Raw genomic sequence first — 23,723 nt, 5'->3', positions numbered from 1 at the left:
GTTATGCCTCCTCACCTTTTATCATTTCGGAACCTTTGCGGTTTTTGCAGATCTCTGTGATCGGGATTCCCGTCTCACGGAAGAGAATTTCCATCGCTCTCGGAGTGCAGAAGCCTGCCTGACACCGTCCCATACCCTGACGGACGCGCCGTTTGATGCCATCCATCGAGCGTGCGCCGAGTGTACGGGTGATCGCATCCACGATCTCCCCCTCGCTGATTGTCTCGCAGCGGCAGACGATTGCGCCGTATGCCGGGTTCTTGCGGATCAGTTCTGCGCGTTCTTCCGTATTTAAACGTGCTGCTTTCACGATGCCCTTGCGGATCGGATTGAAATTCGGATTCTTGCCAAATCCAGCTTTTTCCTCGATCATCCCAGCCAGATATTCACCGATCGCCGGTGCGCAGGAAAGTCCCGGAGACTCGATTCCGGCTGCATCAAAGAAGCCCGGTGCGTCCTCCGCCTCACCGATGATGAAATCATCGCCGTCCTCATGGGCACGCAGGCCGGAGAAGGAAGTGATGACCTGACGGAACGGAATGTTGTTGACACTCTTGGCTGCCTTCTCACATGCCTCTGCCAGTCCCTCGGCGGTCGTGTAGGTTCCGTCCTTATCTTCCTGATCCACCGCGGTCGGTCCGACTAAGAGATTTCCGTGAATCGTCGGGCTGACGAGGATTCCCTTGCCATACTTGCCCGGAAGCTGGAAGACAGTCGCTGATACGTGGTTGCCTGCCTCTTTATCGAGCAGGCAGTACTCGCCGCGGCGCGGCACAATGTGAAGCTTCTTTTCCGAAACCATGTTGTGGATCTCGTCAGAATACACGCCGGCTGCGTTCACGACATATTTTGTCTCGAAGACACCGTTGTTGGTTATCACACGGTATCCTTCTGTCGTTTTTTCAACTTTTTCTGCTTTTGTGTTGAATACAAATTCAACGCCGTTATCACAGGCATTCTCTGCCAGCGCGATCGTCAGACCAAATGGACATACGATGCCGCCAGTCGGTGCATAGAGCGCTGCCACAACCTCCCCGCTGACGTTCGGCTCCATCTTGCGGACCTCATCGCCGGTCAGAATGGAAATATCCGGCACACCGTTTGCCACGCCTCTCTCATAGAGTGCCTGCAGCGCCGGGAGGTCCTCCTGCGCGAAGCAGAGTACCAGGGAGGAATTCCGCTTGAAATCAAAATCGAGTTCTTTGGATAAATCTCCCATCATGGCGTTGCCTTTTACATTGAGCTTTGCTTTTAAAGAACCTGTCTTTGCGTCATAGCCCGCATGGACGATAGCACTGTTTGCCTTCGATGTGCCGGAGCAGACATCCTCTTCTTTTTCCAGAAGCACGGTGCGGCACTCATATTTCGAAAGCGCTCTGGCGATGCTGCTGCCGATGACGCCACCTCCGATAATCACTACGTCGTATGTATTTCCGTTCATACTGTGATCCTCCATTATTTATACTAAATGTTTTCTTGTTCTCGTTTCAACTATCCTGTTTGTTTAGACAATTCATCCTATTTCTGCTGCATTTCGTGCGTAAGCCCATCTGAACCCTTTAGCTGCTACAGCTCCTCTGCAAACCGGATCTCCTCCATCGCCTGAATATCGCTCAGAAGTGTTTTTCGAAGCGACTTGTCCTGCACTTCCACCGACATCGTCGCGGAGGGACCCTCGCCCTTTAACTTATTCTTGGCAATATCAAAAGACACGATTTTCACATTCTTAGAACGCATGGTATCCATGAACGCCCCAACACACCGGCTGCTGGTAAATTCCAGATAGAAATCGAACACCTTTGCATGCTCATGAATCATTGTATCCACACGTGTCAGGAGCTTCAAGGTAACCGCAATCAGAATCAGACCGTAAACCGCACCGTCCACAAATCCGATACCGGCTGCCAGTCCTTCACAGGCGCAGACCCAGAGACACGCCGCTGTAGTCAATCCACGCACCTGATTGCGCCCGGTTACCATGATCGTGCCGACTCCTAAAAATCCGATGCCGCTGATAACCTGTGCGCCCATCCGCGCCATGTCCGCTTTCGCGGACGGAAATGTCCGGAACATATATTCACTCGTCAGCATGACAAGCGCTGAACCCAGGCAGACCAGCACATGCGTCTTGATGCCCGCACCGCGCCGTTTCAAACCACGGTCAATTCCAATGAACATTCCCACTGCCAGCGAAAACAGCAGACGAATCCAGATGCCGACCGCTGTCCAGGTCGCCGCTGTCTCCACAATCCATTTCCAAACTGCCATTTTTTCTCCCTCTGCAAGCCCGTAAAGCTTCTAGAACACAGCTCTTTTTCGCTCCACAAGACTCTTCCATGACCGATACCGGTATCTTTTATGGAACAAAAAAGAGCAGAAAGCATCCGTATTTCTACGTTTGCCTTTCTGCTCTTAATCTCACAGGCTTTATTATATCCAATTTATTAACGTTTTGTCAATCTGTTTCTATGCTGCGCCGTACAGAAGATCTGGTACACATGTAATTAAGAACGGGCAGAAAGTCAGAAGCAGAAGAACAACCAGAAGGGACACGATAAATGGCCATACTTCCTTCAGGAACTCACTGATCGGACATCCCGTGATACCACAGGTCGTGAACATCATCGAACCGAACGGAGGTGTAATACCACCGATCATGATGTTAACGATCGCTACCAGTCCAAAGTGGTAATCATTGATTCCAAGCTGTCTTGCAACCGGAAGCAGCAGAGGTGTAATAATCATCAGCGCCGCGCCGCCTTCCAGGAACATACCCATAATCAGAAGAATTACGTTGCATGCCATAAGGAACAGCCACTTGTTGGTTGTCAGGCTTAACATACCAGTTGCCACGACTCTCGGCAGGTTAATCCAGGTCATGTAGTAACCGAATACATTCGCTGCAACCATGATCAGGACAACGCTGGAAGTACCGGCGATACTGTCAAGCAGGATCGGAACCAGATGCTCTTTCAGGGATAGTTTCTTGTAAACGAAACGTCCGATAATAATACAGTAAAGAACGGCTACCGCACCGCCCTCAGACGGGGTAAACATGCCAAAACGCATTCCCAGGATGATACCAAATGGGAAGAACAGACCCCAGAAAGAGGTAATACCCTGTTTCACGATCTCTTTCAGAGACGGGAATTTTTCACGGGTGGTCGGGTAGTTTCTCTTATGTGCAATAATCGAAACAACGATCATCATCGAGATTGCCATCAGAATACCCGGAATATAACCAGCCGCAAACGTACGACCCAGGGAAATCTGTGCAATCAGTGTAAAAACGATCAGGTTTACTCCCGGCGGAATAACCGGTGTAGCAGCCGAGGAAGCCGCTGTGATCGCTGCGGAGAACGCCTTGGAGTAACCTCTCTTCTCCATCTCCGGAACCAGCATCTTGGACTGCATCGCACAATCTGCGTTGGCCGAACCGGAGCATCCGCCCATCAGCATACTAAGTACTACGTTTACCTGTGCCAGACCGCCTTTCATATGACCGGTCAGCACTTCCGCGAAATCCATCATCTTGTCACTGATGCCGCCGTAGTTCATGACGGAACCAGCCATAACGAAAAATGGAATCGCTAACATCGAGAACGACTGTGTAGAGGTCATAACCTTCTGTAAGATCAGCCAGTTTTTACTGGTTGTATCAATAAATGTAAAATAAAAGAAGGTTGAACCAAACAGTGCATATACAATCGGCATTCCCAGGAAATAGAGAATAAATACCATAAAAATCGGAACGAGTTCAATTAATTCGAGTCCCATCAGTTATTTCCCCCTTTCCCTTTAAATACCTTGATAATATCCTTAACCAAAAAGTAAATACAGAAAATCAGTGAAAGCCCAAATCCGATCGGAACCGCGCCGGAAATATACCAGCTCGGAACACGCAGCGTATTCGTCAGCTTATCCATCGTGTTCATCACATACTGGACGCTTGTTCTGGTCAGCATAATCAGAGTAACAAGCTCCAGAAGATCCATAATAACCTTAACAACTTTTCTTATCTTCTCCGGAAGAATGTTGATCAGGATGTCTACGCCCAGATGTGCGTGCTTACGGTACGCATATGCGCTTCCAATAAAGACGGTCCAGACGAAGAGCCCCGTAGCGACCTCTTCCGACCAATACAACGGTCTTTTCAGGAAATAGCGCATAAGGACGTTTGCGTTTACAACGATTGTACAGAGTGTCAGTGTCACGCAGGTAATAATTGCATCCAGGTTTACCAGCACCGACCCCAGTGTGATTTTTTTCTTTTCCATAGTCTATCCTCATGCATTCATAATGGCAGTCAGTTTTGCATAACCGACGACTGTTCTGTCATACAGCCATCTTCCCAGCAGTTGTAACTGTTCAGTACCTTCACAGTCACGCGCAAAAATCCATTAAAAATTGCCTACGGCAATGGGATTTTTGCCTGCTGGCCCATGTTTTCGTACGGTCAGCGCAGTAAATGCGCAGACCTACTGAACAGTTACCAGCAGTTTCATATTTCCGGCACTATACGTTTGTCGGAAGTCTGCCCGGACCTCAGACAATCTTCTTTGTTCTGACAGCCCGGGCAGATATACTTTCTTCTCCGCAGCGGTTCTGATAACCGTTACGTTTTACCATTTCATAATTGCTTTAAAATACTGTATTTGTTCGGAATAATCTACATTATTCGTTCTTTGCACGGTAGTCATTCAGGAAATCAACCAGTTTCTGATGAAGTTCCGGATCTGCGCCGTACTCGTCTACGATCCAGTCATAAACCGGAGCACAAGCCTCTGTGAATGCATCAATATCTACATCGTTCCACTCAACGCCTTTGTCTTTCAGGAACTCGATCATGGAAGCTTCGTCGTTCTCAGCATTTTCCTGCTCCCACTTACCAGCTTCTACACAGCACTCATCCAGGATGTTTCTCCATTTTTCCGGGATGGACTGATATACATCCTCAGCCATGAATAACCAACGGGTTGCGATGAAGTGGTTCGTGTTTGCAACTTTCTTGGTGTACTCATAAGCACCTGTATCCTTCAGGGTGGAGATGGAACCTTCGAAACCATCAACAACACCACTGGACATAGCAGATAAGCACTCCGTAAAGCTCATTGCAGACGGGGTAGCACCCAGACAGGTAATCGTCTTAACAAACAGCGGAGACTCGGTCGAACGCATGATCAGACCATTTAAGTCAGCCGGTTTCTCAACTACCTTGTTCGTACATACGCTTCTGAATCCGAACGAATAATGTGTATCCAGAACGTGGATGTTGTGCTCGCTTGCCAGTTTTGCATTCAGATCTTTTACAATATCAGAATCCATCACTGCATTATACTCTGCATTGTTCTTGTAAAGCATCGGTCCAACTAATACGTTATAATCGCCGATGTAATCAGCAAAGTAGGACGGCTCCTCCAGACCCATCCAGACAGCGCCGTTGTGTGCCTGTGCTACAGACTCCGCGTAGCAGTCAAGCTGGTTCTGTCCGTAATACTCCAGAGTGATATGACCATCGGTCTTCTCTTTTACCAGGTCTGCCAGATATTCGCTGGCTTTGTAGTTCCACTCTGCCGGCTGAAATACGTTGGAAAACTTGATGGTGATGTAGTAATCATCTGCAGATGCCTCGTCACCTGCTGCCGTTCCTGCGTCTGCTGCCTTTGTGTCAGTCTTTGCGCCGCTGCCGCCGCAGGCCGCCAGGCTCATCGCCATCGTTGCTGCCAGTACTACTGATAATACTTTTCTCATACGTTTTCTCTCCTTTTTCTTAACCTCCCCCAGTCATCTTTCTGACCGGTTCATCAACAGTTTCTACTACTTTCTAAATAAATTACCATTTCAGCATTTAGGCAAAAAAATAGCACCATTTTTAAAAAACAGTCTTTTCCAGCTGTTTCTAACCATGGCGCATCTCTTCGTCTCTGCTTTTGGTCCTTTATTCATCTTTTACCTAATTTTAACACTTATTTTACGATTAGGCAAGCTATTTTGTCGAAATTATATAATTTTTTCTCGATTTTAGTCGATTTTTGTGTGATATTTTTGTAACAATCTTGTTTATTTTTTATCAACATTACAGCTTTAACAGATCCAGTTGCGGAAACAGGGAAGAAACAGTATACTACTTCTTAAGATATTTTCTATGCTTCTATATACTGTTTTTATATAGGTGATGATTGATTTTTTATATGAAAGGGCTTACCATGATTTACTATAAAATAGAAATGCACCACAACGAAAAAACCTTCGAATCCCTGTCCCGGATGCAGTACGATCTCTTCTGCGCTTCCAACCGGATCACGCGGACGATCTTAAGTATCCTGTTCATCGCCGGAGGTATCATCAATCTAAGCGAGTGGTGGGGCATCCTCTTAGCCGCCTACGGCTGCTATCTGACGACCAGCACCTACAGCTCCGCCAACCACACCGCCCACAAGCTCGCCGAACAGATCAAAAAAAGCGGCATGCCGTTCCCGGCGTCCCGCTATGAATTCCGTGAAAATCATCTGGAAGTCTATTCTCTTCCGAAAAACACCCGCGAAAGCACACTGGCTTACAATGAATTTGAAAAGCTGGGTGAGGACCGCGATTATTTCTATCTGTTCCGCGATTCCTACGGCGGGTATATGGTGCCGAAAAAGGGGATTGACGCAAGCGCGGGGTCCCGTTCAAATTCGGATGAGAGCCAGAATTTGAAAGCAATTGGCGCGTTTCGGGAATTTTTGGAAAATAAGAGTGGGAAACGGATTTACAGGAAGACGATTCCGCTGGTTCGGGTGATGCAGGCGTTGAAGAAGAAAAGATAGGTCGATAGATATAAACTATAAAATAGTTCAACAACTATAAAAAGCCACGATTTGAACTCTTTGATTCAGATCGTGGCTTTCTCAAAAACCTGCTGTTCTATTCTGTTTTTCTGCCAAAAATCTTCTGCAGTTCCTAGAATCAGACTTACCGCGTGGTGCTCAAAAAAATATCAATGCAGTTATTTTCTTCTATCTCTGCGCCACCTTATGCGGATTCAGAATATTCTTCGGATCAAACACTTTCTTGATTCCGTTCATCAGATCCAGGTTCTTCTCCGGCAGGGATTCTCTTAAATACGGCTTTTTCGCATATCCGATGCCGTGCTCGCCGGACACCTGACCTTCGAGTTCATGGGCTTTCTGATAGATCTTCTCCATTGCAGCAGACATCCGTTTTTCCCACTCTTCATCACTCAAATCGTCTTTCAGGATGTACGCGTGCAGATTTCCGTCGCCCGCATGACCGAAGCTCTTGATACGGATATCAATCTCATTGTGGAGATCGTGCAGATACGTCACCATCTCATTGACGCGGCTTCTCGGAACAACCATATCGACCTCATCCATGTAAGTCGTGGATCCCTTGATTGCCTCCAGGAAAGCACCTCTGGCTTTCCAGATGGATTCCTCACGCTCCTGGGTATCGGAAATCAGCACGTCCAGTGCGCCCTGTTCCAGGCAGAGTTTGGCCACCTTGTCATACGCTTCTTCGATCTCCTGGATAGAATTACCATCAAATTTCAAAAGCAGATACGCATCCGACTGTTTATCCGGGAACGCTTTTCCTAAATACTCCTCGGCGTCTTCAATAACTTCCCGCTGCATGAACTCGATCGCGGTCGGGATCGTCTTAGATTTGATGATAACCGGGACGGTGTCGATCGCCTGTTTCAGGGTCGGGAACGGGATCAGAAGGCTGATGACACGCTTCGGAAGCGGCAGAAGCTTTAAGATAGCCTTGGTAATAAAGCCAAGCGTTCCCTCGGAACCAATAATCAGATCTTTCAAGTCATAGCCTGAACTATTCTTTACGACTTTGCCTCCAAACTGAGTGATCGTGCCATCCGGCAGAACCACTTCCAGCCCCATGACATAGTCTCTCGTCACACCGTATTTGACCGCACGCATACCGCCCGCATTCGTGCTGATGTTGCCGCCGATGGTCGCTGATTTCTCACCCGGATCCGGCGGGTAGAAGAAATCGTGATCTTCTACATAGGCGGACAATTCCATCAAAAGGACGCCCGGTTCCACCGTGACCGTCAGGTTTTCCTCATCCAATTCGAGAATCTGGTTCATCAGGGTGGTATCGATCATGATGCCATGTTCCATCGGAACCGAAGAACCAACCAGACCCGTTCCGGCGCCCCTCGGTGTCACCGGAATCGTATTTTCGTATGCATATTTCATGATCGCCGCGATCTCTTCGGCTGATTTTGCCTTTACCACCACATCCGGATAACTGCTGGTGCCGCTCAGCTCATCGTGGCTGTACTCTTCGTTGATATTTTCACCTACGAGGACACGCTCGTCATCCTGAATTGTGTTTTTTATATATAAAATATCATCTTTATCTATTTTCTTGTAATTTCCCATGATATCCTGCTCTCCTTCCTGTGAATCTTTATCTTCCCATCTCAATCTTCTCAATCAGTCTCGGGAGAATCTCATAGAGATCACCAGTCAGGCAGTAATGTGCCGTCTTGAAAATCGGCGCTTTCGGATCTTTATTGATCGCGACGATCGTCTCCGCGTGATTCATGCCGGCAGTAAACTGGACCGCACCGGACACGCCGCAGGTGATGATGAGTTTTGGGCGGACCGTACGGCCACTCAGACCGATCTGGCACTTGGCATCCAGCCATCCGGCTTCCACCATTGGACGGGTGCAGGCAAGCTGACCTCCCAGCAGATCTGCCAGTTTTTCCAGCATTTTCAAATCTTCCGGCTTCTTCACGCCTCGTCCGGCTACCACCAGGACGTCAGCATTTTCGATAAAGGTTTCCTTCGGCTTTTCTACGATATCCAGAACCCTCACGTGGGAAAGCAGTTTTTCCTTCTCAATTGTACAGACCACAATCTCACCGCTCTCTTTCTCGGCACGCTCCGGTGCGTTCATGATCTTATAGCGCACGGTCGCCATCTGCGGGCGGTGGTTCGGGGTCTTGATGTGCGCCATGATATTGCCGCCAAAAGCCGGTCGGATCTGGGATAAATCAGTATTTTCATCCATTTCCAGGATCGTACAATCCGCGGTCAGACCTGTCTTCATACGGGCAGCCACACGCGGCGCCAGCTGTCTGCCGACCGTGGTCGCACCGACGAGAATAGACGATGGTTTTACTGTCTGGATGAAGTTTTCAAAAACAGCCGTGTACGGCTCGATCTGGAAACGTGCCAGTTCCGGTGCATCATAGACGAATACTTTATCTACATTATAATGAAGCAGTTCGTGTGCAGCCGCATCGATTCCATTTCCCATAAACAGGGCGTAAACCGGATGTCCCGTTACCTTGGAAAGTTCTCTCGCTTTTCCAAGAAGCTCCAATGTAACCGGATGCACCTTTCCATCCACGTGATCTACGTAAACGGCAATGCCCTTCCATGCACTCTTATCGACGCTCGGTTTTACCGCGTCTTCTACATATTCAACCGCGCCCTTCGGACCTTTTCTCACGCAGAGACGGCACATTTTACAGGCGGCGCTGATCGTCACCTTTCCGTCTTTTTCTTCCATCGCCCCGAACGGACAGAGCTTGATAAGTTCCTGATTATCCGGGATTTTGTCCTGATGTATGATTAACTCAGCCATGATTCCACCTCCTACACGAATTTCATATCCACGATCTTCTGATACAGCCGGTCCGCCAGCTCTTCGCCGCTTCCGTCCCACATTTCCTTTTTGTCATTGACAGCCGGTGGGAAAATGCGCTGAACCTGCGTCGGGGAACCATTGAGTCCATAGTGCATCGCGTCTTTATCATCCATATCCGCCAGGGAAAGAATCCGGATTTCACGGTCTTTCGTGTTCATTTTCCGGACATACGAAGGAAGTCTTGGCTGGAAAATATCCTTGTCAACGGCTAAGAGACACGGGAACTGCACTTTCGCCACCTCGACCTCTTCCGGCAGATCCATGCTGACAGTGATGCCGTCCTCATCAATCTGATTGATCTTGACAACATCTGCCACGCTCGGGATATTCAGCCACTCGGAGATCTCCGGACCAACCTGCGCGGTGTCGCCGTCCGTTGTCTGTTTGCCGCAGAGGATCAGGTCAAAATCGCCGCAGCTCTTGATGCCCTGCGCAAGTGTATAGCTGGTCGCCAGTACATCCGCACCGCCAAATTTGCGATCCGATAAAAGCGTTCCGCCATCCGCGCCCATCGCAAATGCCTCGCGGATCACCTGCTGCGCCTGCGGCGGTCCCATGGAAATGACGTGAACACTTCCGCCCACTTCTTCCCGGATCCGGAACGCCGTCTCCAGCGCGTACAGATCGTATGGGTTCATCTTCGAAGCCGCGCCGTCTCGTTTCAGCACGCCGGTAACCGGATCGACTTCTACTTTATTGCTTTCCGGTACCTGTTTGATACAGACAAGAATCTTCATTCTGTTTCCTCCTTCATATGGATGCTTTGTAAAAATCTTTAAATGATGGATGCTCTTCTGGTCCTCACAAATTTTAAAGAATTTTTAATCCGCATATTGGTTCTACCAATTTATTGAAAAGAAAAAGAATTTTGGTAGAACCAATTTTCTTTATTCGTTAGTATAGTGGGCTGCGTTCTAGTTGTCAACGATTGTTTATCTTTTCACATAGAATGCGTTTTTTCATGTTTTTCCAAAATTTCATCTATCATCCGGAAATGCCGGTCCAGTGCATCCTTCCCCGCTGCATTATCTTTGTTCCGCAGCGCTTCCGCAATCTGCCGGTGACAGAGATTCAGCGCTTCTTTCGCCTCTTTTGTCCGCAGAATTTCCGCGCGCATATTCCGGATGAAGGTATCGATCACGCCGGAACACGCCTCTAAAATATTGAGCAGCAGCACATTTCCCGACGCCAGCGCCAGTGTAAAATGGATCTGTTTGTCAATCCGGGCGTTTTCCTGCTCGTCCATGCTCCGGTCAAGACGTTTTACCAGTTCTTCCAGCGCCTCCATCTGGCTCTCCGACGCATGTTCAACCGCCAGGGCAAACGCCTGCTGTTCCAGCGCATAGCGGATCTGGCTGATCTGCTGATAATTAATCTGGGACATAGCAAACATCATCCCCATCGTCTCCGCAATGCTTTTCTGAAATTCACAAGTGATGTAATTCCCCGATCCCTGCTGGGAGGAAATCACTCCCGTCATATCCATGATCCGCAGCGCTTCCCGGACGGAATTGCGGCTGACTTCCAGCATCTGCGCAATCTCCCGCTCCGGAGGAAGCTTCTCCCCCGGACGCAGCTCGCCCGCCATGATGCGGTTCTTGAAATATTCGATGACGCCTTTGTAGGCTTTTTCCTGTTTTTCCATAGACACTGCATTCCTTTCACTTTGTCTTTATCATATTTCAAGTCGAACGTCCGTGAGACTTGGCGCGTGATTCTGGTCAGCGAAGCTGACATATTCCTATCAGAATCACTGCGCATCCTCGCGGAGCGTTTATCTCAGTCGGAGACCCAACTCCCACTGAGACAAATTTGCTATTACTCACCACCTGAAGAGGTGGGAGTCTTCTCGACTGAGATAAAAATCCGGATTGAACCGAAAAGATTCTTTTTACAGAAAACTCTCCAATCTCGTCTCCTGCCAGCTTATAATCTCCTGCTCCAATTTACAGTTGTGCTCCAGCATATACCGCAATATTCCCGCATAGCTGCTGCCCTGTTTTATCATTGCTTCCGCCTTCGCCCGATCGGGTGCTTCCAATGGCTTCGCATATGTCTGAAACCGCTGCAATTCCTGCACACCCATCGCGCACAGCTGAAACGGCAGTCCCGTCTTTCGGATCAGATGTCCCGCGATCGCCAGACCGTCTGGATCGAGATCGCCAAAATGATACCAGGAAAGTCCCGGATTTTCTCTGGCGATCCGCTGCAAAAGCGCCTGTTTCGTGCGGGTATGGTAACCACTCAGAAACAGGTAAAATATATGTTCCCGCTCCAGCCGATGAAACGAGGTCAGATTTTCCACCGTCATCAGCGCCGCATCCCGGATCTGGATGCTTTTTGCCTTCTGGAATGTCTCAAAAGGGATCGACATCGGCAGATCGTGATAAATCCGAAGTTCGCGTCCGTCTTCAAGGCAGATCCGCGCATCCCCTTTCAGATAGATATACGCCGGATTGGAATAAATGTAAAATTCCTCCAGAAGCGCCGTCTGCCGCTCCCGTTCTTCCTCCAGCTCCGCAAGCGGTTCATCATACCGCCCCGTGTGCTCCAAAATTCCACACACCTTTTTCCGGTATATCTTTTCCCACTGTTTACTGTCATGCAGAACTGCCTCTGACATTTCCCGCTCCAGCGTAGTTCTCTGCTTTTCCTGATTTTCTTTTAAAAATTGCACCAGATTCCAGATAGCTTCTACCTCGGTTATCTCTTTTTCTACCTTCTTTTCATCCAGCTTTCTCGCACGGCTGTTTTTCAGTGTCTGAAGCTTTTCTTTTCCATATGCCTCCAATAAATCGCACTGACGGAAGCGATGATAAACCTCTTCCAGCCGTTTTTTTAGAATATTCTTTTCCGTCCGGTTCAGGCAGGTATAGTAATCTTTCCAGCGTTCCGGGACGGCACAGATCTGACGGAGAATACCAGTATTCGGAGGAACTACATGAATAAGTCCCCCCGATTCCATCTGACGGATCAGTCGTTCAAATTCTTTTTCCTGGAAAAGCTGTTCCGGCGGGAGAAAATCTTTGTTGTAGCCCTTGAAAATATCGGATGGTTTGACCGAAAACACTTGTTTTACCTTGTTTTCACCGGCGTAGGTGACGCTTTTTTCGTATTGATCCAGCAATTTACTTAAAAGCTGTTCTTTCCACTCTTTCCGATCCGCCATTTTTTCTCCTCGTTTCCTATGCCTGCTTCACCAATCCTTCTACCGCATTCGTATACCGTCCTGTCACGATCAGGCTGACAGTTGAATCGATGAACTGACCGATACTGTTGATCTTCTCCGGCGGGGCTGCATAGAATACCTGGAAGTGATTTTCTTCGAAATAATGGACCATCTGCTCGATCCGCTCTCTCGACAATGCCGAGAACGCCTCGTCAATGAATGCCAGACGGGCGCAGCAGGTGTTTGCCGGGTAGCACTGCAAAAGACTCGCCGCCAGAATGATGAAATACGGGGTCTGCTTCTCGCCGTTGCTGGCGGAACCCTGTTTTTTTGATAACTCTGCCGTGATCTCAGTCTGTCCCTGACGGCTGCTGATCTCCATATCGTAAGAGAAATATCTCCTGTAATCCGTGTATTCCCACTCATCTTCTTCCGCCAGAATGATACTCATAAACTCCTGAATATCATTCTCCATCTCCTCGTCGTCGCGCGCCGAATTCATATAGACCTGCGGGGAACTCATATATTTTTCCAGACGCCTGCAGATGCGGAAGAAGAGAGCGCGGTCTGGCTTTTCTTTCATCACAAACTTGTAGGTATCGTTGCCAAACGGCATATGGCGCAGTTCGCGGTTGATCGCGTCCATCTCACGTTTTGCCTCGCGGACATTCTCGTCAATCTCCGCCACGAAATCGTTCATAAACGCGCTCTCCAACCGTCCTGCCTGCTCCTGCAGCTTCTGCTGGGCTTCCTCCACCTTGACGTGCGCCAGGTTCCGATATTCTTCCCGGTACCACGGGATGTAACCGATGCCGCGCTTTCCGACGTCGATTCCCGCCAGGCGGCAATACGCCAGCTGTGCGTCCTCCAGCTGGCGCTCCCGCTCTGCCAGCATATTTTTGCTCTTGTCGATGGAAAGCTGTGTCGTCACACGGATCGTGCCGCGCTTCTCGCTTTCGCGGTTATATTCCTCCAGCATCGCCTCTTTGAGTTCCATGTTGACAAGGCATTTTTCCTCATATGCCTTCTGGCATAAATAGATCTCCGTGCTGATACGGCTCAGTGTTCCTTCGCAGCCCTTTAAATCATTCTTACAGCCGCCAAGCTCACTCTGGTTCTGGTTCACACTCTCATTTGCCTCGCGTGCCAGCCGTCCCGCCGTCTCCAGTTCTTTCAGGACTGCGGTAAAGTCCGGATTTGCCTCGATCTCCTCGCGGTCCTTTACCAGGCTGTCCCTGCGCTTTTTGCAGTCCTTCAGCCCATATGCCGCGCCGAAATCGTAGTGTCCGCCGTCCCAGTCGATCTCCTTGATCGCATCACGGTATTTGATAACCTGTGAAAGTGCCTCTTTATCGGCCCGCTGAACCACCTGTAATTCTTCCAGTTCTTTTCTGGACTGTTCCAGCTGGCAGCGGATCGCGTCTGCGCCGAGACACAGCTCGGTCCGTCTCATATCCATCATCGCAACCGCATAGCTCTTCGCCAGCATGCCATCCCGCATGAGTCCGCCCTTCGGGTATTCATGCAGCTCTTCCAGATTTTCACAGAGATGAATGCCGTTTAACAGATAATTGGCGTAACGTCTCGCATAGACGTTCGGGATCCGCAGAATCTCCGCCGCGGAACCTTCCACCGCCTCTGTTTCCGGAAGCTTATCCGTGATCACGACATTTCCATCATAGATCCGCTCTTTCTGTAAAATCTGCATCGCCTTATGGCAGTGCGCGCCGTCCACGATGATATAGAAACGCTTTCTTCCCAGAAATGTCTCAACCGCCTTTCTCCACTCCGGAGCGGTCACCTCCTGGACCAATTCGGCAAAAATGTGGACCTCGGTCTGGATACCCTGTTTTTCTAACCCTCTCTGAATCTTATTCCGGGCATTTTCCACCTCCGCCGGGAACACAAGGATATTCGATTCCAGACGGCGGATCTTCTCCTGCAGCGCCCCTATCTCTTTTTCACGCTCTTTACACTGATCCTGCAGGTGGATCTTATTTTCCTCATAGATGCCGTCCTGACGGTGCACCTTCTCGCGGAATGCGTCAAACGCCTCCCGCTTCTTCGCCGTCTCCCCATCCGCCTGTTCCAGTGTCTCCAGATAGGTGTTTTCCGAGGATAAGGACGGAAGATCTGCTTCCAGAAGCTTGATAAGCGCGCTTATCTTCTTCTTCAATTTCAAAATCTGCGCCAGCTTGTCCTCCCAGTTCTTTTTCTCACGATCCGCTTCCTCGATCTGGCGTTTCAGGGAATCCAGGCTTTCCTGCATTCCCTTGACCATATCGTTATTTTCTGCAATTCGCAGGCGTTCCTGTGCGGCTTCCTGCTGTCTTGCGAGCTCTCCCGCCCGCTCGGTCAGGCGCCCGTACTGGTCTTTTAAAGCCTGATAACGGTTTTTCGTCTGCTTTTCTTCCTCTTCCTTCTCCCGGAGCGCCTGGTACGAAAGCATCAGCTCCCGGATGCGGAGTACCCGCTTTTTCTTCTCGTATTCGTCACTCTGGCGAAGAACCTCTTCGAGCTGGATTTTGCCCTGTCTGAGACTCTCATAGAGTTCCCGCAGGCGCTCAAACTGGCGCTTCTGCTCGCGCAGTTCCTCCAACGACTGGACTTTTCCCGGTTCCAGGACACAGTCCTGAATAAACTGGTCGATATTATTTTCCGGGTTAAATGCCATCATTTTCAGAAGCTTTGTCCGGTATTTGGCTGCGTCCACGCGGAGTCCCAGCGCCCGGAGTACCGCCTCCGTGCCGCGGTCCCGTCCCATAAAAGAGGAAAGCTTCATCGCCTCGCCATTCACTGTCAGCTCATTTTTCGGCGTGATGCGGAGTGCATTTCCCTCAATCCGTGTAAAATCGATATCGTCAATCGCCGCCCCTGGACAGATAAACCAGCTGCTGACCGGCTTGCCAGACTCACTTGGAGACTCAATGCATACTCCGACCGTGAGCGGCACTCCCAGCGTCGGATCGGAAAATTCCATCGCAATATAGCTGACAATGCTGCCATTTCTCAAATAACGCGCCTCGCCATTACTGCGCGTGTCGCCGCGCACATAGCCAAGCACCGTCCGGTCTCGGTCCTTCGCCGCCTTGTTAAACTGCGTGTTGCCCGTCAGGAGATAGGTCATCGCATCAAGCACCGTCGATTTTCCGCTTCCGTTGACACCGGTCACCAGGGTCGAACCTTCCAGCTCGATACAGACATTCTGGAAACGCGACCACTGGACCATCAAAAGTTTTTTCGCCGATTTCCTATTCATGATCGTCTGATTCTTCATCGCCGTCTTCCTCCTCTTTTGTCAGCTCCGTTTCCCATTCGTCCTCACGGCTCCACTTTTCCTGCATCCGCCGGTTGACATTTTCCACAAATTTGCCAAACTCCTGTGGTTCCAGCACAAACTGCATCGACGGATAAAGACAGATCCGGCAGTCCTCCTCGCCGAGCTTTCCAATCACCTGCAGAAGCTGATATTTGGTAAACAGCGTCAGAATCGATGCAAAACTGCTCTTGTCAATCTGATCCCGAATGCCGTATTTTTCCATCTCATAGAGCAGATCGGTCACCGAAATCTCAATATTTTTCGAAAGACTTCCAGAACGCACCCGGTCCGCATAGAGAGTCCAGAGGCAGCATAAAACCACACTCTCCATCTTTTTGAGTGTCACATGGTTGATCTGCAGTTTTCCATTCTCGCCGAGATCCCGGCAGTTCTGCAGCATAATCACACCATTTTCCCGGTCAATTACAATATCGTATCCGATATATCCCAGGTACGCTGAAAATGGTTCCGAACGCTTGGAGACAAAATAGTACGCTTTTTTGCTGTCCTCGTCACGGTCGCGCACGATAAAGGTCTGCTTCAGAAGACGCCTGACACTTTTCTGGAACATGTCCTTCTCAGAGGATGTATATTCATTCCATATTTCTTCAAATCCCATGTTTTATTTCTCCTTCCGGCGTTCGATTTTAAAGCGCCGCAGAAGCATCTGCTGCGTTTCCAGATAACCATCCTCCGCCTGTATCTCATACCCATTTTCCGAACCATATGCAACCGCCGAGAGCGCGCTTAAAAGATCCCGCTTGCTCTTCATCGGAACCTCCTCGCTGGATATCTCCGTCCGATCTCCTAAAAGTGCCTCCAGATAATTCTTCATCTTATCCTTCGAATACGGGTTCTCTGCCTCCCTCTCCTGTGCCTCCCTCGCACGATCGATGTCCTCCTGTGTCATTTCTTCCAGCTTTGCATAGGTTGCCTCGCGGATCATCTGCTCCCGTCGCGGATAACGGATCGAGTCGGTATCGATAAACTCATTATTTTCCAGCAAAAACAACCCGTTCATCGACTCCGGCAGTTCTTCCTTCCAACCGAGTGTGTTCATCTCCGCCGCAATCACGCGGATCGTCTGCTCGACATGCCCGCGCACATCGCTGTCCCGGTTTTGAAGAAATCTCGCGCGTCCAATCGCAATCTGTAAATAGATATTAATTTTATGCTTGATATCCCGCATGATCTCGTCGTAATCGACTGAGAAAAACTGCAGAATCGTCTGGATCATATCCAGCACCTTATTCTCCGCCTCAATGTGTTCCAGTTCTTCTTCCTTCGCGCATCCCGCCACCAGGCCCTCAAACAGCTCCTGCCGGTTCTGCATCGCTTCCAGCTTTGACCGGATAAAGGAACGGTACATATGAATATTCTGCTGTTTCGTCAGACGCGCGTACTCGCGGATAAAATCGCCCTCACAGTATTCGAGGACGTTCTCGGTCAGACTTTCCAGGCTTTCCTCGCGCACCATCCGCTCGATGATTTTTTTGATAAAGGTCGCCAGGCGCTTGAGCGCACCGGAGAGCTGTTTCGCGTTGCGGTAGACCGAGCGCAGCGCATTGACATAGATATCCGGTTCCCACTGGTCGGGATTCTGCAAAATATTATAAATATTGAAAATATAACTTGAAAATTCTTCCCACTCCGGCTTCATCATCTTCTGGAGAAATTCTGCCAGAAAGACGCCCTGCTCCGTCATCATGATATGCTTCTCATACGTCGCATCGTCCGTGTCCTCCTCCAGCCATCCGACCTCTTTCGAGCAGAATTTGCGGATCACGGAATTGGCAAGCTGGTTGTAATTCCGGTCGGTTGTCATCTCATCGTCCAAATAATCAATGTGATTTTCCAGAAGATAGATGGCAAGCGCATCCCGGATGCGGCTGCGGGCAATGCGGTAGGTAATCTCCCGATCATACTCATGATAAATGAGCAGAAGACAGTCCGAATAAATGCGGTTGCTGCTGCCGCTTGCCAGGCAGTTGAAAAAGCCGATTGGGAGAGCGTCAAAAAGGTTTTTATTTATACTCACGGTGTATTCCTTCCATATATTTATCTGTATTTATGTTTCTGATTTTCCTGAATATTTCAATATCTGAAAACACCTAACTACCAGCTCTTCCAAAAAACGAAAAGCCGGCAGTCTCAGTCGTTTCTTCTTAATAATTATATACTCTATACCGGGAAAATGGCAAGGCTGGGACTGTTTGGACTTTGATTCCGGTTATTTCAAAGAGACGTTTCTTCCTTTATTTAACGTACTCACAAACTGCATCACACATTTCGTCAGCTTCGCAATGCTTTCACTTTCCTCCGCCCCCGGCTTCATACCCATTCCTATTTCCCGGATGCAGGTCGGGGAAACCGGAACGCAGTAGACATCTTCAGTATTTCCGCGGATCATCAGTTCAGACATCATTGAAATGCCCAGCCCTTTTCCCACCATGCGGATCACCGTCTCATCATCCACATAGACAGACTGCTCCTTTGCCCTGACTCCCTCTTTTGCAAATGCGGCGTGTACATCGATGTCAAACCGCCCGTAAGGCATCAGGAAATCTTTTCCTTCAAATTCACGCAGCGGAAATTCTTTGCGCCCATTTAAGGGATACTGCTTTGGCAGAATCGCATACAAAAGTTCATGATACAGCGGAATCCACTCGCATTTCGGTTCTTTCTGTCTGCTCGCAAAAATGACATCCGTCTTTCCGCTCTGTAATAATTCAAATGGTTCCAGCGCATGATCGACCATGCGGAGATCAACGTCCACCTTCGGGCAGAGGCGGCGGAACCGGTATAAAATCTCCGGCATCCAGTACATCGCGATGCTCGCATATGCCGCCACACGGATCGACTCCTCCTGCTGTTCCCGCACCGCCTGAATCTTATTTTCCAGGGTGGCATTTGCCTGCAAAAACTGGCGGATATCCGGCAACAGGTTTTCTCCCGCCTCCGTCAGCGCGATGCCGCTGTAACTGCGGCGGATCAACGGAAATCCAATCTCCCGCTCCAGGCTGTCCACCAGATGGGTCAGCCCCGACTGCGTGTAGCCAACTACCTCGGATGCTTTCGAAAAACTTCCAAGATCTACCGCCGTCATCAATATTTCCAGTTTTTTGGCATCCATGCCGCACCTCCTTTTAGAATATTACATTTTGTCATATTTCTATTATAAACTAGATTTTCACAAACCACAAGGAAGGCTTTATAATGATGATTAGAAAAGAGTTTTCAATTGTTACTGTTCACGGGTAGGCACTTTTGGAACCGAAAGTGCCGTAAGAAAACGTGGTGGCAGCAGGAATTTGCCGTATTTAAATGCGAAGCCACGGCAAATTCCGTTACTGGACACGTATGCGTGAACAGTAACTTTCAATTCTCATGTAAAAGGAGTGAATATCTATGACGCAGACCTGTCTTTCCCATAAGCAGCGGCTTTTAGTTGCCGGAACATTATTCGGCATGTTCTTTGGCGCCGGAAATCTGATTTTTCCGGTACATCTCGGTCAGCTTGCCGGACGCCAGTTTCTCCCGGCAGCGATTGGATTTATTCTGACTGCCGTCGGCATTCCGATCCTGGGTGTTGCCGCGATCGGAAGCACACATTCGGAGGGACTTCAGGATCTGTCCCGCCGCGTCGGACACAGATATAGCTATTTCTTTACCTGTCTGCTCTACCTGACAATCGGACCGTTTTTCGCTATTCCGCGGTGCGCTACGACCTCCTTTACCGCCGGAGTCAGACCTCTTTTAGGAACACAGCTTTCCGAACAGACTATGCTGTTTTTGTTTTCGCTGATCTTCTTTGCGCTGGTGTTTGTATTTTCCATTCGTCCAGGCAGCATCACGCTCTGGATCGGAAAAATCATCAATCCGCTGTTTCTTCTGTTTCTAGGCGTTCTGATTGTGACTGCCCTGCTTCATCCGAGCATCGAGGTTTCAGCGGCAGTTCCCGATGCCTCTTATCAGAATGGAGCTTTCTTTTCCGCGCTCTCCCAGGGCTATGAAACCATGGATGCGATTGCCGGACTCGCATTCGGGATCGTGGTCATTTCGGTTATCCGCCAGATGGGCGTGCGGGAAGATTCAACCATTGCAAAAGAGGTTCTGCATTCCGGTATGCTGGCTGGGCTTCTGATGGCATTTATCTATCTGCTTACCATCCTGATTGGAGTACAGTCACTGGGACAGTTCGAACTTTCAGAAAACGGCGGCATTGCCCTCTCCCAGATTGCAGACTACTACCTTGGACGGATGGGCTCCTGGATCCTCGCCATCGCGATCACATTCGCCTGCCTCAAGACCTCCATCGGGCTTGTAACCAGCTGTGCGGAAACCTTTGTGAAACTGTTTCCCCATGCCCTTTCCTACCGTGCATGGGCGGTCGTTTTTACCCTTTTTTCACTCATTGTGTCAAATATAGGACTGTCCGCTATCATCACTTACTCGGTTCCTGTTTTGATGCTGATTTACCCGCCAGCCATCACGCTGATTCTCCTCGCGCTGCTTGGAAATGCATTCCAGCATAACAAAAAAGTCTATGTCTGCGTTACCATTTGTTCCTGGGCAGCTTCCATCTTTGACTTTTTAGCAGCTCTGCCGTACGAAATGCAGTCTGCCCTACATCTGGAACCCGTCATCGCATTTGCCAGACATACGCTTCCGCTGTTTGATTTGAACCTCGGATGGATTCTGCCGTCGCTTGTCGGGCTTTGTATTGGACTTCTCTGGAGACAGAAAGAAAAATCAGCAGACCGCTCACACCTTCCTGTATTCCCCATATCTTAATAGTATGAACGAACCGCAGGAGGCAACCATGAAACGAACTAAATTTGCAGCTGCCCTGGCTGTGCTCACTCTGCTTACCACCCTGACCGGGTGTGGACAGGCGAAGGAGGCGGACGGGGCGCTTGAACCGGTCACACTCAATGAGGTAGCCCACTCGATTTTTTATGCGCCGCAGTACGCCGCGATCGAGCTGGGCTATTTTAAGGATGAAGGCATCGCTCTGACACTCGTAAACGGTGCCGGTGCCGACAAGGTTATGACCTCGCTCATCTCCGGGGATGCCGATATCGGATTCATGGGCTCAGAGGCAAGTATCTATGTCTACCAGGAAGGTTCCGCCGATTATGCTGTCAATTTTGCCCAGCTGACCCAGCGTGCCGGAAACTTTCTCGTTGGACGAAGTGCCGAACCAGACTTTTCCTGGCAGGATCTGAAAGGCAAAAAGGTGCTTGGCGGGCGCGCGGGTGGAATGCCGGAAATGGTCTTTGAGTATATTTTAAAGAAAAATGGCATCGATCCAAAAAATGACCTGACCATCGATCAGAGTATCAATTTCGGGCTGACAGCGGCGGCGTTTACGAGTAATGATGCGGATTACACGGTCGAGTTCGAGCCCTTCGCCACCACCCTTGAAACCGAAGGAAATGGCACCGTTGTCGCCTCGCTCGGCGTCGATTCCGGTTATGTCCCCTACACCGCCTACTGTGCAAAGCAGAGCTATCTAAATAGGCATCCGGAAATTATCCAGTCGTTCACGAATGCCATCCAGAAGGGCTTAGCTTACGTCAACTCCCACAGTGCGGATGAAATCGCCGAGACAATCCAACCTCAGTTTCCGGAAACAGACCGCGCGGCAATCGCCCACATTGTTGAACGCTACAAAGCGCAGGACACCTGGAAAAATGATACCATTTTCCACAGGGACAGCTTTGAGCTTCTGGAAAATATTCTGGAAGAAGCAGGTGAACTCAAGGAACGGATTCCTTATGAAAAACTGGTAACGACCACGTATTCTGAAAAAGCGGCTGGATTGCAGAATGAATAACCAGCAAAAAAGAATGTGCCTTGGCACATCCGGGCGTCTCGCGCGGTCGCTTGCGACAACCTACATCTTCGCGCGAGTGCGCATCATTGGCACGTTAGTGCCTTTTTGTGTAATAGGAAATTCCAAGGAATTTCCTATTACACAAAAAAGCTGTCATGTATCACTATTCAAACATGACAGCTCTTTATTTTTATGCCGCAAACACTCCCATTACCTTCTTAAAATAGTCCCATAGTCCCGCTTTCTCCACCGTTTCTGCCGCTTCTATCTCCACACTTCCCAATTCCCGTCCATCCAGCCGGTAGACCAGATGTCCGATCACATCACCTTCCCGAACCGGCGCTTTGCAGGATTCTTCCATCATCCACTCTTTTTCGATTCCATCCAGATTCTCTCCTCCCATCGAAAGGTAAGAAAAGGTTCCCCGCAGACGCCCTGCAACCTGTTCCTGGATGCCGCCTGCCACCGTCGTTTCCGGCACAGCTCCCGGATTGTCATCTTTGTAAAGATGACAATTTGCAAACCCATAATTTAATAATGTGACCGCATCCGCAAACCGCGCCTTATAATCCGGTGCTGCCAGAATGACGGCAATCAGATCAACGCCTTCTTTCCGCCCGGTTGCGGACAGACAATATTTTGCCAGCGATGTAGAACCTGTTTTCAGTCCCGTCACCTCAAAATTTGTCACCATTTTCAGCAGCTTATTCGTATTGGAAAGTCCAAATTCCTTCTCTCCCTGCTTGGTCCGGTGCGTTATATTTTCCATCCAGATCGTTGAATACTGAAAAATTTCCGGATACTTCGTGATCAATTCCCGCGACATGAGGGCAATGTCGCGCGCCGACATCGCGTGCGTCGTAGACGCCGTCAAACCGCAGCAATCCTCAAACTTTGCTGTCTCCATTCCAAGCCCTTTCGCCCGCTCGTTCATCATCGCAACAAATGCCTCCTCACTGCCGCCGATATACTCTGCCATTGCCACACTGGCATCATTTCCCGATGCAATGACAATGCACTTGATCAGTGTTTCGACCGTCTGTACCTCCCCTTCTTCCAAAAACACCTGGGATCCCCCCATGGATTTCGCATGGGCGCTGGTCGTGACCTCATCTTGCAAATGAATTTTTCCCGAATGTAACGCATCAAAAATCAGAAGCAGCGTCATAATCTTCGTCACGCTGGCTGGATTTCGCGCCTCGTCCGCATTTTTTTCGTACAAAATAGTTCCGGTGGAGGCCTCCATAAGGATCGCCTCCGGTGCCTGGACGGGAAGCTCAGCGGCATTTTCTGCTGCCTGCGCTGTCTCTGCGGTTACTGAAACGGGAATCCACAGTTCCTCCGCGTAAGATGTGAGCATACCACTTCCCCCCAATTTACCAATTCCAAGCTGTATGCCTGACACACATTCTCCCATCGTAAGCACAACCGCTACACCAATCGCTGCCAGCCCTCTCCAAGCATTTTTGTTTAAATACTCTCTTCTCCTGTCTCTGCCCCCTTCGTCCCAACACATACATTCTTTTTCCCGAAACAGCTTCTTTTTCACAAACCAACACCATTTTTCCACACGCTTCCATTTCAAATACCACGCCTCTCCCTGCATGATACATTTTTCATTCATATCTTCCTCCGTCTGCACATACTCTCTTCTCAAGATATGGCATATCCGCCCGTCCCTATGCCAAAGAGAATTGTAAGAAACTGTCATA

The 23,723-nt window shown here is 49.4% G+C and carries 18 protein-coding genes; 3 read left to right on the top strand and 15 right to left on the bottom strand.

From position 1 onward, the window contains the following. Position 1: 1 nt before the first annotated feature. The 5 genes from DXB70_RS03470 to dctP all read right to left on the bottom strand — a co-directional run bounded on the left by DXB70_RS03470 (position 2) and on the right by dctP (position 5,751). Positions 2–1,441: an NAD(P)/FAD-dependent oxidoreductase gene (locus DXB70_RS03470; RefSeq protein ID WP_118672665.1), complete on the bottom strand. Its 1,440-nt coding sequence runs from the start codon at positions 1,439–1,441 to the stop codon at positions 2–4. 125 nt (positions 1,442–1,566) lie between these two features. Continuing rightward, complete coding sequence (locus DXB70_RS03465) at positions 1,567–2,268, bottom strand: MgtC/SapB family protein (RefSeq protein ID WP_118672664.1); 702 nt, start codon at positions 2,266–2,268, stop codon at positions 1,567–1,569. Positions 2,269–2,466: 198 nt separating this feature from the next. Then, entirely contained in the window at positions 2,467–3,777 is a 1,311-nt protein-coding gene (locus DXB70_RS03460) for a TRAP transporter large permease (RefSeq protein ID WP_181357154.1), read from the bottom strand. Continuing rightward, on the bottom strand, positions 3,777–4,277 hold the full coding sequence (locus DXB70_RS03455) for a TRAP transporter small permease (protein WP_107000140.1): 501 nt from the start codon (positions 4,275–4,277) through the stop codon (positions 3,777–3,779). Before DXB70_RS03455 ends, DXB70_RS03460 begins: the two co-directional genes overlap by 1 nt. 397 nt (positions 4,278–4,674) lie before the next feature. Continuing rightward, positions 4,675–5,751, bottom strand: coding sequence for a TRAP transporter substrate-binding protein DctP (gene dctP / locus DXB70_RS03450; RefSeq protein ID WP_107000141.1), 1,077 nt, complete (start codon positions 5,749–5,751; stop codon positions 4,675–4,677). A 455-nt stretch (positions 5,752–6,206) separates the two neighbouring features. Here dctP and DXB70_RS03445 point away from each other — a divergent pair, with 455 nt between their 5' ends. Next, on the top strand, positions 6,207–6,809 hold the full coding sequence (locus tag DXB70_RS03445; RefSeq protein ID WP_182427276.1) for a YcxB family protein: 603 nt from the start codon (positions 6,207–6,209) through the stop codon (positions 6,807–6,809). A gap of 189 nt (positions 6,810–6,998) precedes the next feature. On the opposite strand, the gene DXB70_RS03440 is transcribed toward DXB70_RS03445, so the two are convergent. The 9 genes from DXB70_RS03440 to DXB70_RS03400 form a co-directional block, all read right to left on the bottom strand. Next, on the bottom strand, positions 6,999–8,405 hold the full coding sequence (locus DXB70_RS03440; RefSeq protein ID WP_118672663.1) for an FAD-linked oxidase C-terminal domain-containing protein: 1,407 nt from the start codon (positions 8,403–8,405) through the stop codon (positions 6,999–7,001). A gap of 28 nt (positions 8,406–8,433) precedes the next feature. Continuing rightward, a complete protein-coding gene (locus DXB70_RS03435; RefSeq protein WP_118672662.1) occupies positions 8,434–9,621 on the bottom strand; it encodes an electron transfer flavoprotein subunit alpha/FixB family protein in 1,188 nt (395 codons plus the stop codon). A gap of 11 nt (positions 9,622–9,632) precedes the next feature. Continuing rightward, the gene (locus DXB70_RS03430; RefSeq protein ID WP_022359830.1) at positions 9,633–10,421 is read right to left on the bottom strand and encodes an electron transfer flavoprotein subunit beta/FixA family protein; all 789 of its coding nucleotides are present in this window, start codon (positions 10,419–10,421) and stop codon (positions 9,633–9,635) included. Between the two features lie 203 nt (positions 10,422–10,624). Then, positions 10,625–11,329 carry a GntR family transcriptional regulator gene (locus DXB70_RS03425; protein WP_118672661.1) on the bottom strand — a complete coding sequence of 235 codons (705 nt, stop codon included), beginning with the start codon at positions 11,327–11,329 and terminating at the stop codon, positions 10,625–10,627. 246 nt (positions 11,330–11,575) lie between these two features. Beyond that, positions 11,576–12,853 carry a Wadjet anti-phage system protein JetD domain-containing protein gene (locus DXB70_RS03420; protein ID WP_118672660.1) on the bottom strand — a complete coding sequence of 426 codons (1,278 nt, stop codon included), beginning with the start codon at positions 12,851–12,853 and terminating at the stop codon, positions 11,576–11,578. 16 nt (positions 12,854–12,869) lie between these two features. Continuing rightward, positions 12,870–16,130 carry an SbcC/MukB-like Walker B domain-containing protein gene (locus DXB70_RS03415; RefSeq protein ID WP_118672659.1) on the bottom strand — a complete coding sequence of 1,087 codons (3,261 nt, stop codon included), beginning with the start codon at positions 16,128–16,130 and terminating at the stop codon, positions 12,870–12,872. Further along, positions 16,105–16,791: a DUF4194 domain-containing protein gene (locus tag DXB70_RS03410; protein ID WP_118672658.1), complete on the bottom strand. Its 687-nt coding sequence runs from the start codon at positions 16,789–16,791 to the stop codon at positions 16,105–16,107. Before DXB70_RS03410 ends, DXB70_RS03415 begins: the two co-directional genes overlap by 26 nt. A gap of 3 nt (positions 16,792–16,794) precedes the next feature. Continuing rightward, positions 16,795–18,210: a Wadjet anti-phage system protein JetA family protein gene (locus tag DXB70_RS03405; RefSeq protein ID WP_117796427.1), complete on the bottom strand. Its 1,416-nt coding sequence runs from the start codon at positions 18,208–18,210 to the stop codon at positions 16,795–16,797. 192 nt (positions 18,211–18,402) lie between these two features. Continuing rightward, positions 18,403–19,305 carry a LysR family transcriptional regulator gene (locus DXB70_RS03400; RefSeq protein ID WP_107000149.1) on the bottom strand — a complete coding sequence of 301 codons (903 nt, stop codon included), beginning with the start codon at positions 19,303–19,305 and terminating at the stop codon, positions 18,403–18,405. A gap of 275 nt (positions 19,306–19,580) precedes the next feature. Here DXB70_RS03400 and brnQ point away from each other — a divergent pair, with 275 nt between their 5' ends. Beyond that, positions 19,581–20,966 carry a branched-chain amino acid transport system II carrier protein gene (gene brnQ, locus DXB70_RS03395; protein ID WP_118522131.1) on the top strand — a complete coding sequence of 462 codons (1,386 nt, stop codon included), beginning with the start codon at positions 19,581–19,583 and terminating at the stop codon, positions 20,964–20,966. A 28-nt stretch (positions 20,967–20,994) separates the two neighbouring features. After that, positions 20,995–22,011, top strand: coding sequence for an ABC transporter substrate-binding protein (locus DXB70_RS03390; protein WP_118672657.1), 1,017 nt, complete (start codon positions 20,995–20,997; stop codon positions 22,009–22,011). A gap of 190 nt (positions 22,012–22,201) precedes the next feature. Here the strand turns inward: DXB70_RS03390 and DXB70_RS03385 are convergent, their stop codons facing one another. After that, positions 22,202–23,635, bottom strand: a complete 1,434-nt coding sequence (locus DXB70_RS03385; RefSeq protein WP_243099895.1) for a D-alanyl-D-alanine carboxypeptidase family protein — start codon at positions 23,633–23,635, stop codon at positions 22,202–22,204. Positions 23,636–23,723 lie beyond the last annotated feature (88 nt).

This window comes from Clostridium sp. OM05-5BH (genome assembly GCF_003481505.1).
Taxonomy (GTDB): Bacteria; Bacillota; Clostridia; order Lachnospirales; family Lachnospiraceae; genus Otoolea; species Otoolea fessa.
The sequence above is the reverse complement of the archived record's forward strand: the minus strand, read 5'-3'. Positions and strand labels throughout refer to the sequence as shown.

Coding starts and splice junctions, on each gene's coding strand:
- DXB70_RS03430 (WP_022359830.1), bottom strand. CDS start 10,421: ATGAAGATTCTTGTCTGTATCAAACAGGTACCGGAAAGCAATAAAGTA.
- DXB70_RS03420 (WP_118672660.1), bottom strand. CDS start 12,853: ATGGCGGATCGGAAAGAGTGGAAAGAACAGCTTTTAAGTAAATTGCTG.
- dctP (WP_107000141.1), bottom strand. CDS start 5,751: ATGAGAAAAGTATTATCAGTAGTACTGGCAGCAACGATGGCGATGAGC.
- DXB70_RS03460 (WP_181357154.1), bottom strand. CDS start 3,777: ATGGGACTCGAATTAATTGAACTCGTTCCGATTTTTATGGTATTTATT.
- DXB70_RS03435 (WP_118672662.1), bottom strand. CDS start 9,621: ATGGCTGAGTTAATCATACATCAGGACAAAATCCCGGATAATCAGGAA.
- DXB70_RS03415 (WP_118672659.1), bottom strand. CDS start 16,130: ATGAAGAATCAGACGATCATGAATAGGAAATCGGCGAAAAAACTTTTG.
- DXB70_RS03465 (WP_118672664.1), bottom strand. CDS start 2,268: ATGGCAGTTTGGAAATGGATTGTGGAGACAGCGGCGACCTGGACAGCG.
- DXB70_RS03410 (WP_118672658.1), bottom strand. CDS start 16,791: ATGGGATTTGAAGAAATATGGAATGAATATACATCCTCTGAGAAGGAC.
- DXB70_RS03425 (WP_118672661.1), bottom strand. CDS start 11,329: ATGGAAAAACAGGAAAAAGCCTACAAAGGCGTCATCGAATATTTCAAG.
- DXB70_RS03385 (WP_243099895.1), bottom strand. CDS start 23,635: ATGAATGAAAAATGTATCATGCAGGGAGAGGCGTGGTATTTGAAATGG.
- DXB70_RS03455 (WP_107000140.1), bottom strand. CDS start 4,277: ATGGAAAAGAAAAAAATCACACTGGGGTCGGTGCTGGTAAACCTGGAT.
- DXB70_RS03400 (WP_107000149.1), bottom strand. CDS start 19,305: ATGGATGCCAAAAAACTGGAAATATTGATGACGGCGGTAGATCTTGGA.
- DXB70_RS03445 (WP_182427276.1), top strand. CDS start 6,207: ATGATTTACTATAAAATAGAAATGCACCACAACGAAAAAACCTTCGAA.
- DXB70_RS03470 (WP_118672665.1), bottom strand. CDS start 1,441: ATGAACGGAAATACATACGACGTAGTGATTATCGGAGGTGGCGTCATC.
- DXB70_RS03440 (WP_118672663.1), bottom strand. CDS start 8,405: ATGGGAAATTACAAGAAAATAGATAAAGATGATATTTTATATATAAAA.
- DXB70_RS03390 (WP_118672657.1), top strand. CDS start 20,995: ATGAAACGAACTAAATTTGCAGCTGCCCTGGCTGTGCTCACTCTGCTT.
- brnQ (WP_118522131.1), top strand. CDS start 19,581: ATGACGCAGACCTGTCTTTCCCATAAGCAGCGGCTTTTAGTTGCCGGA.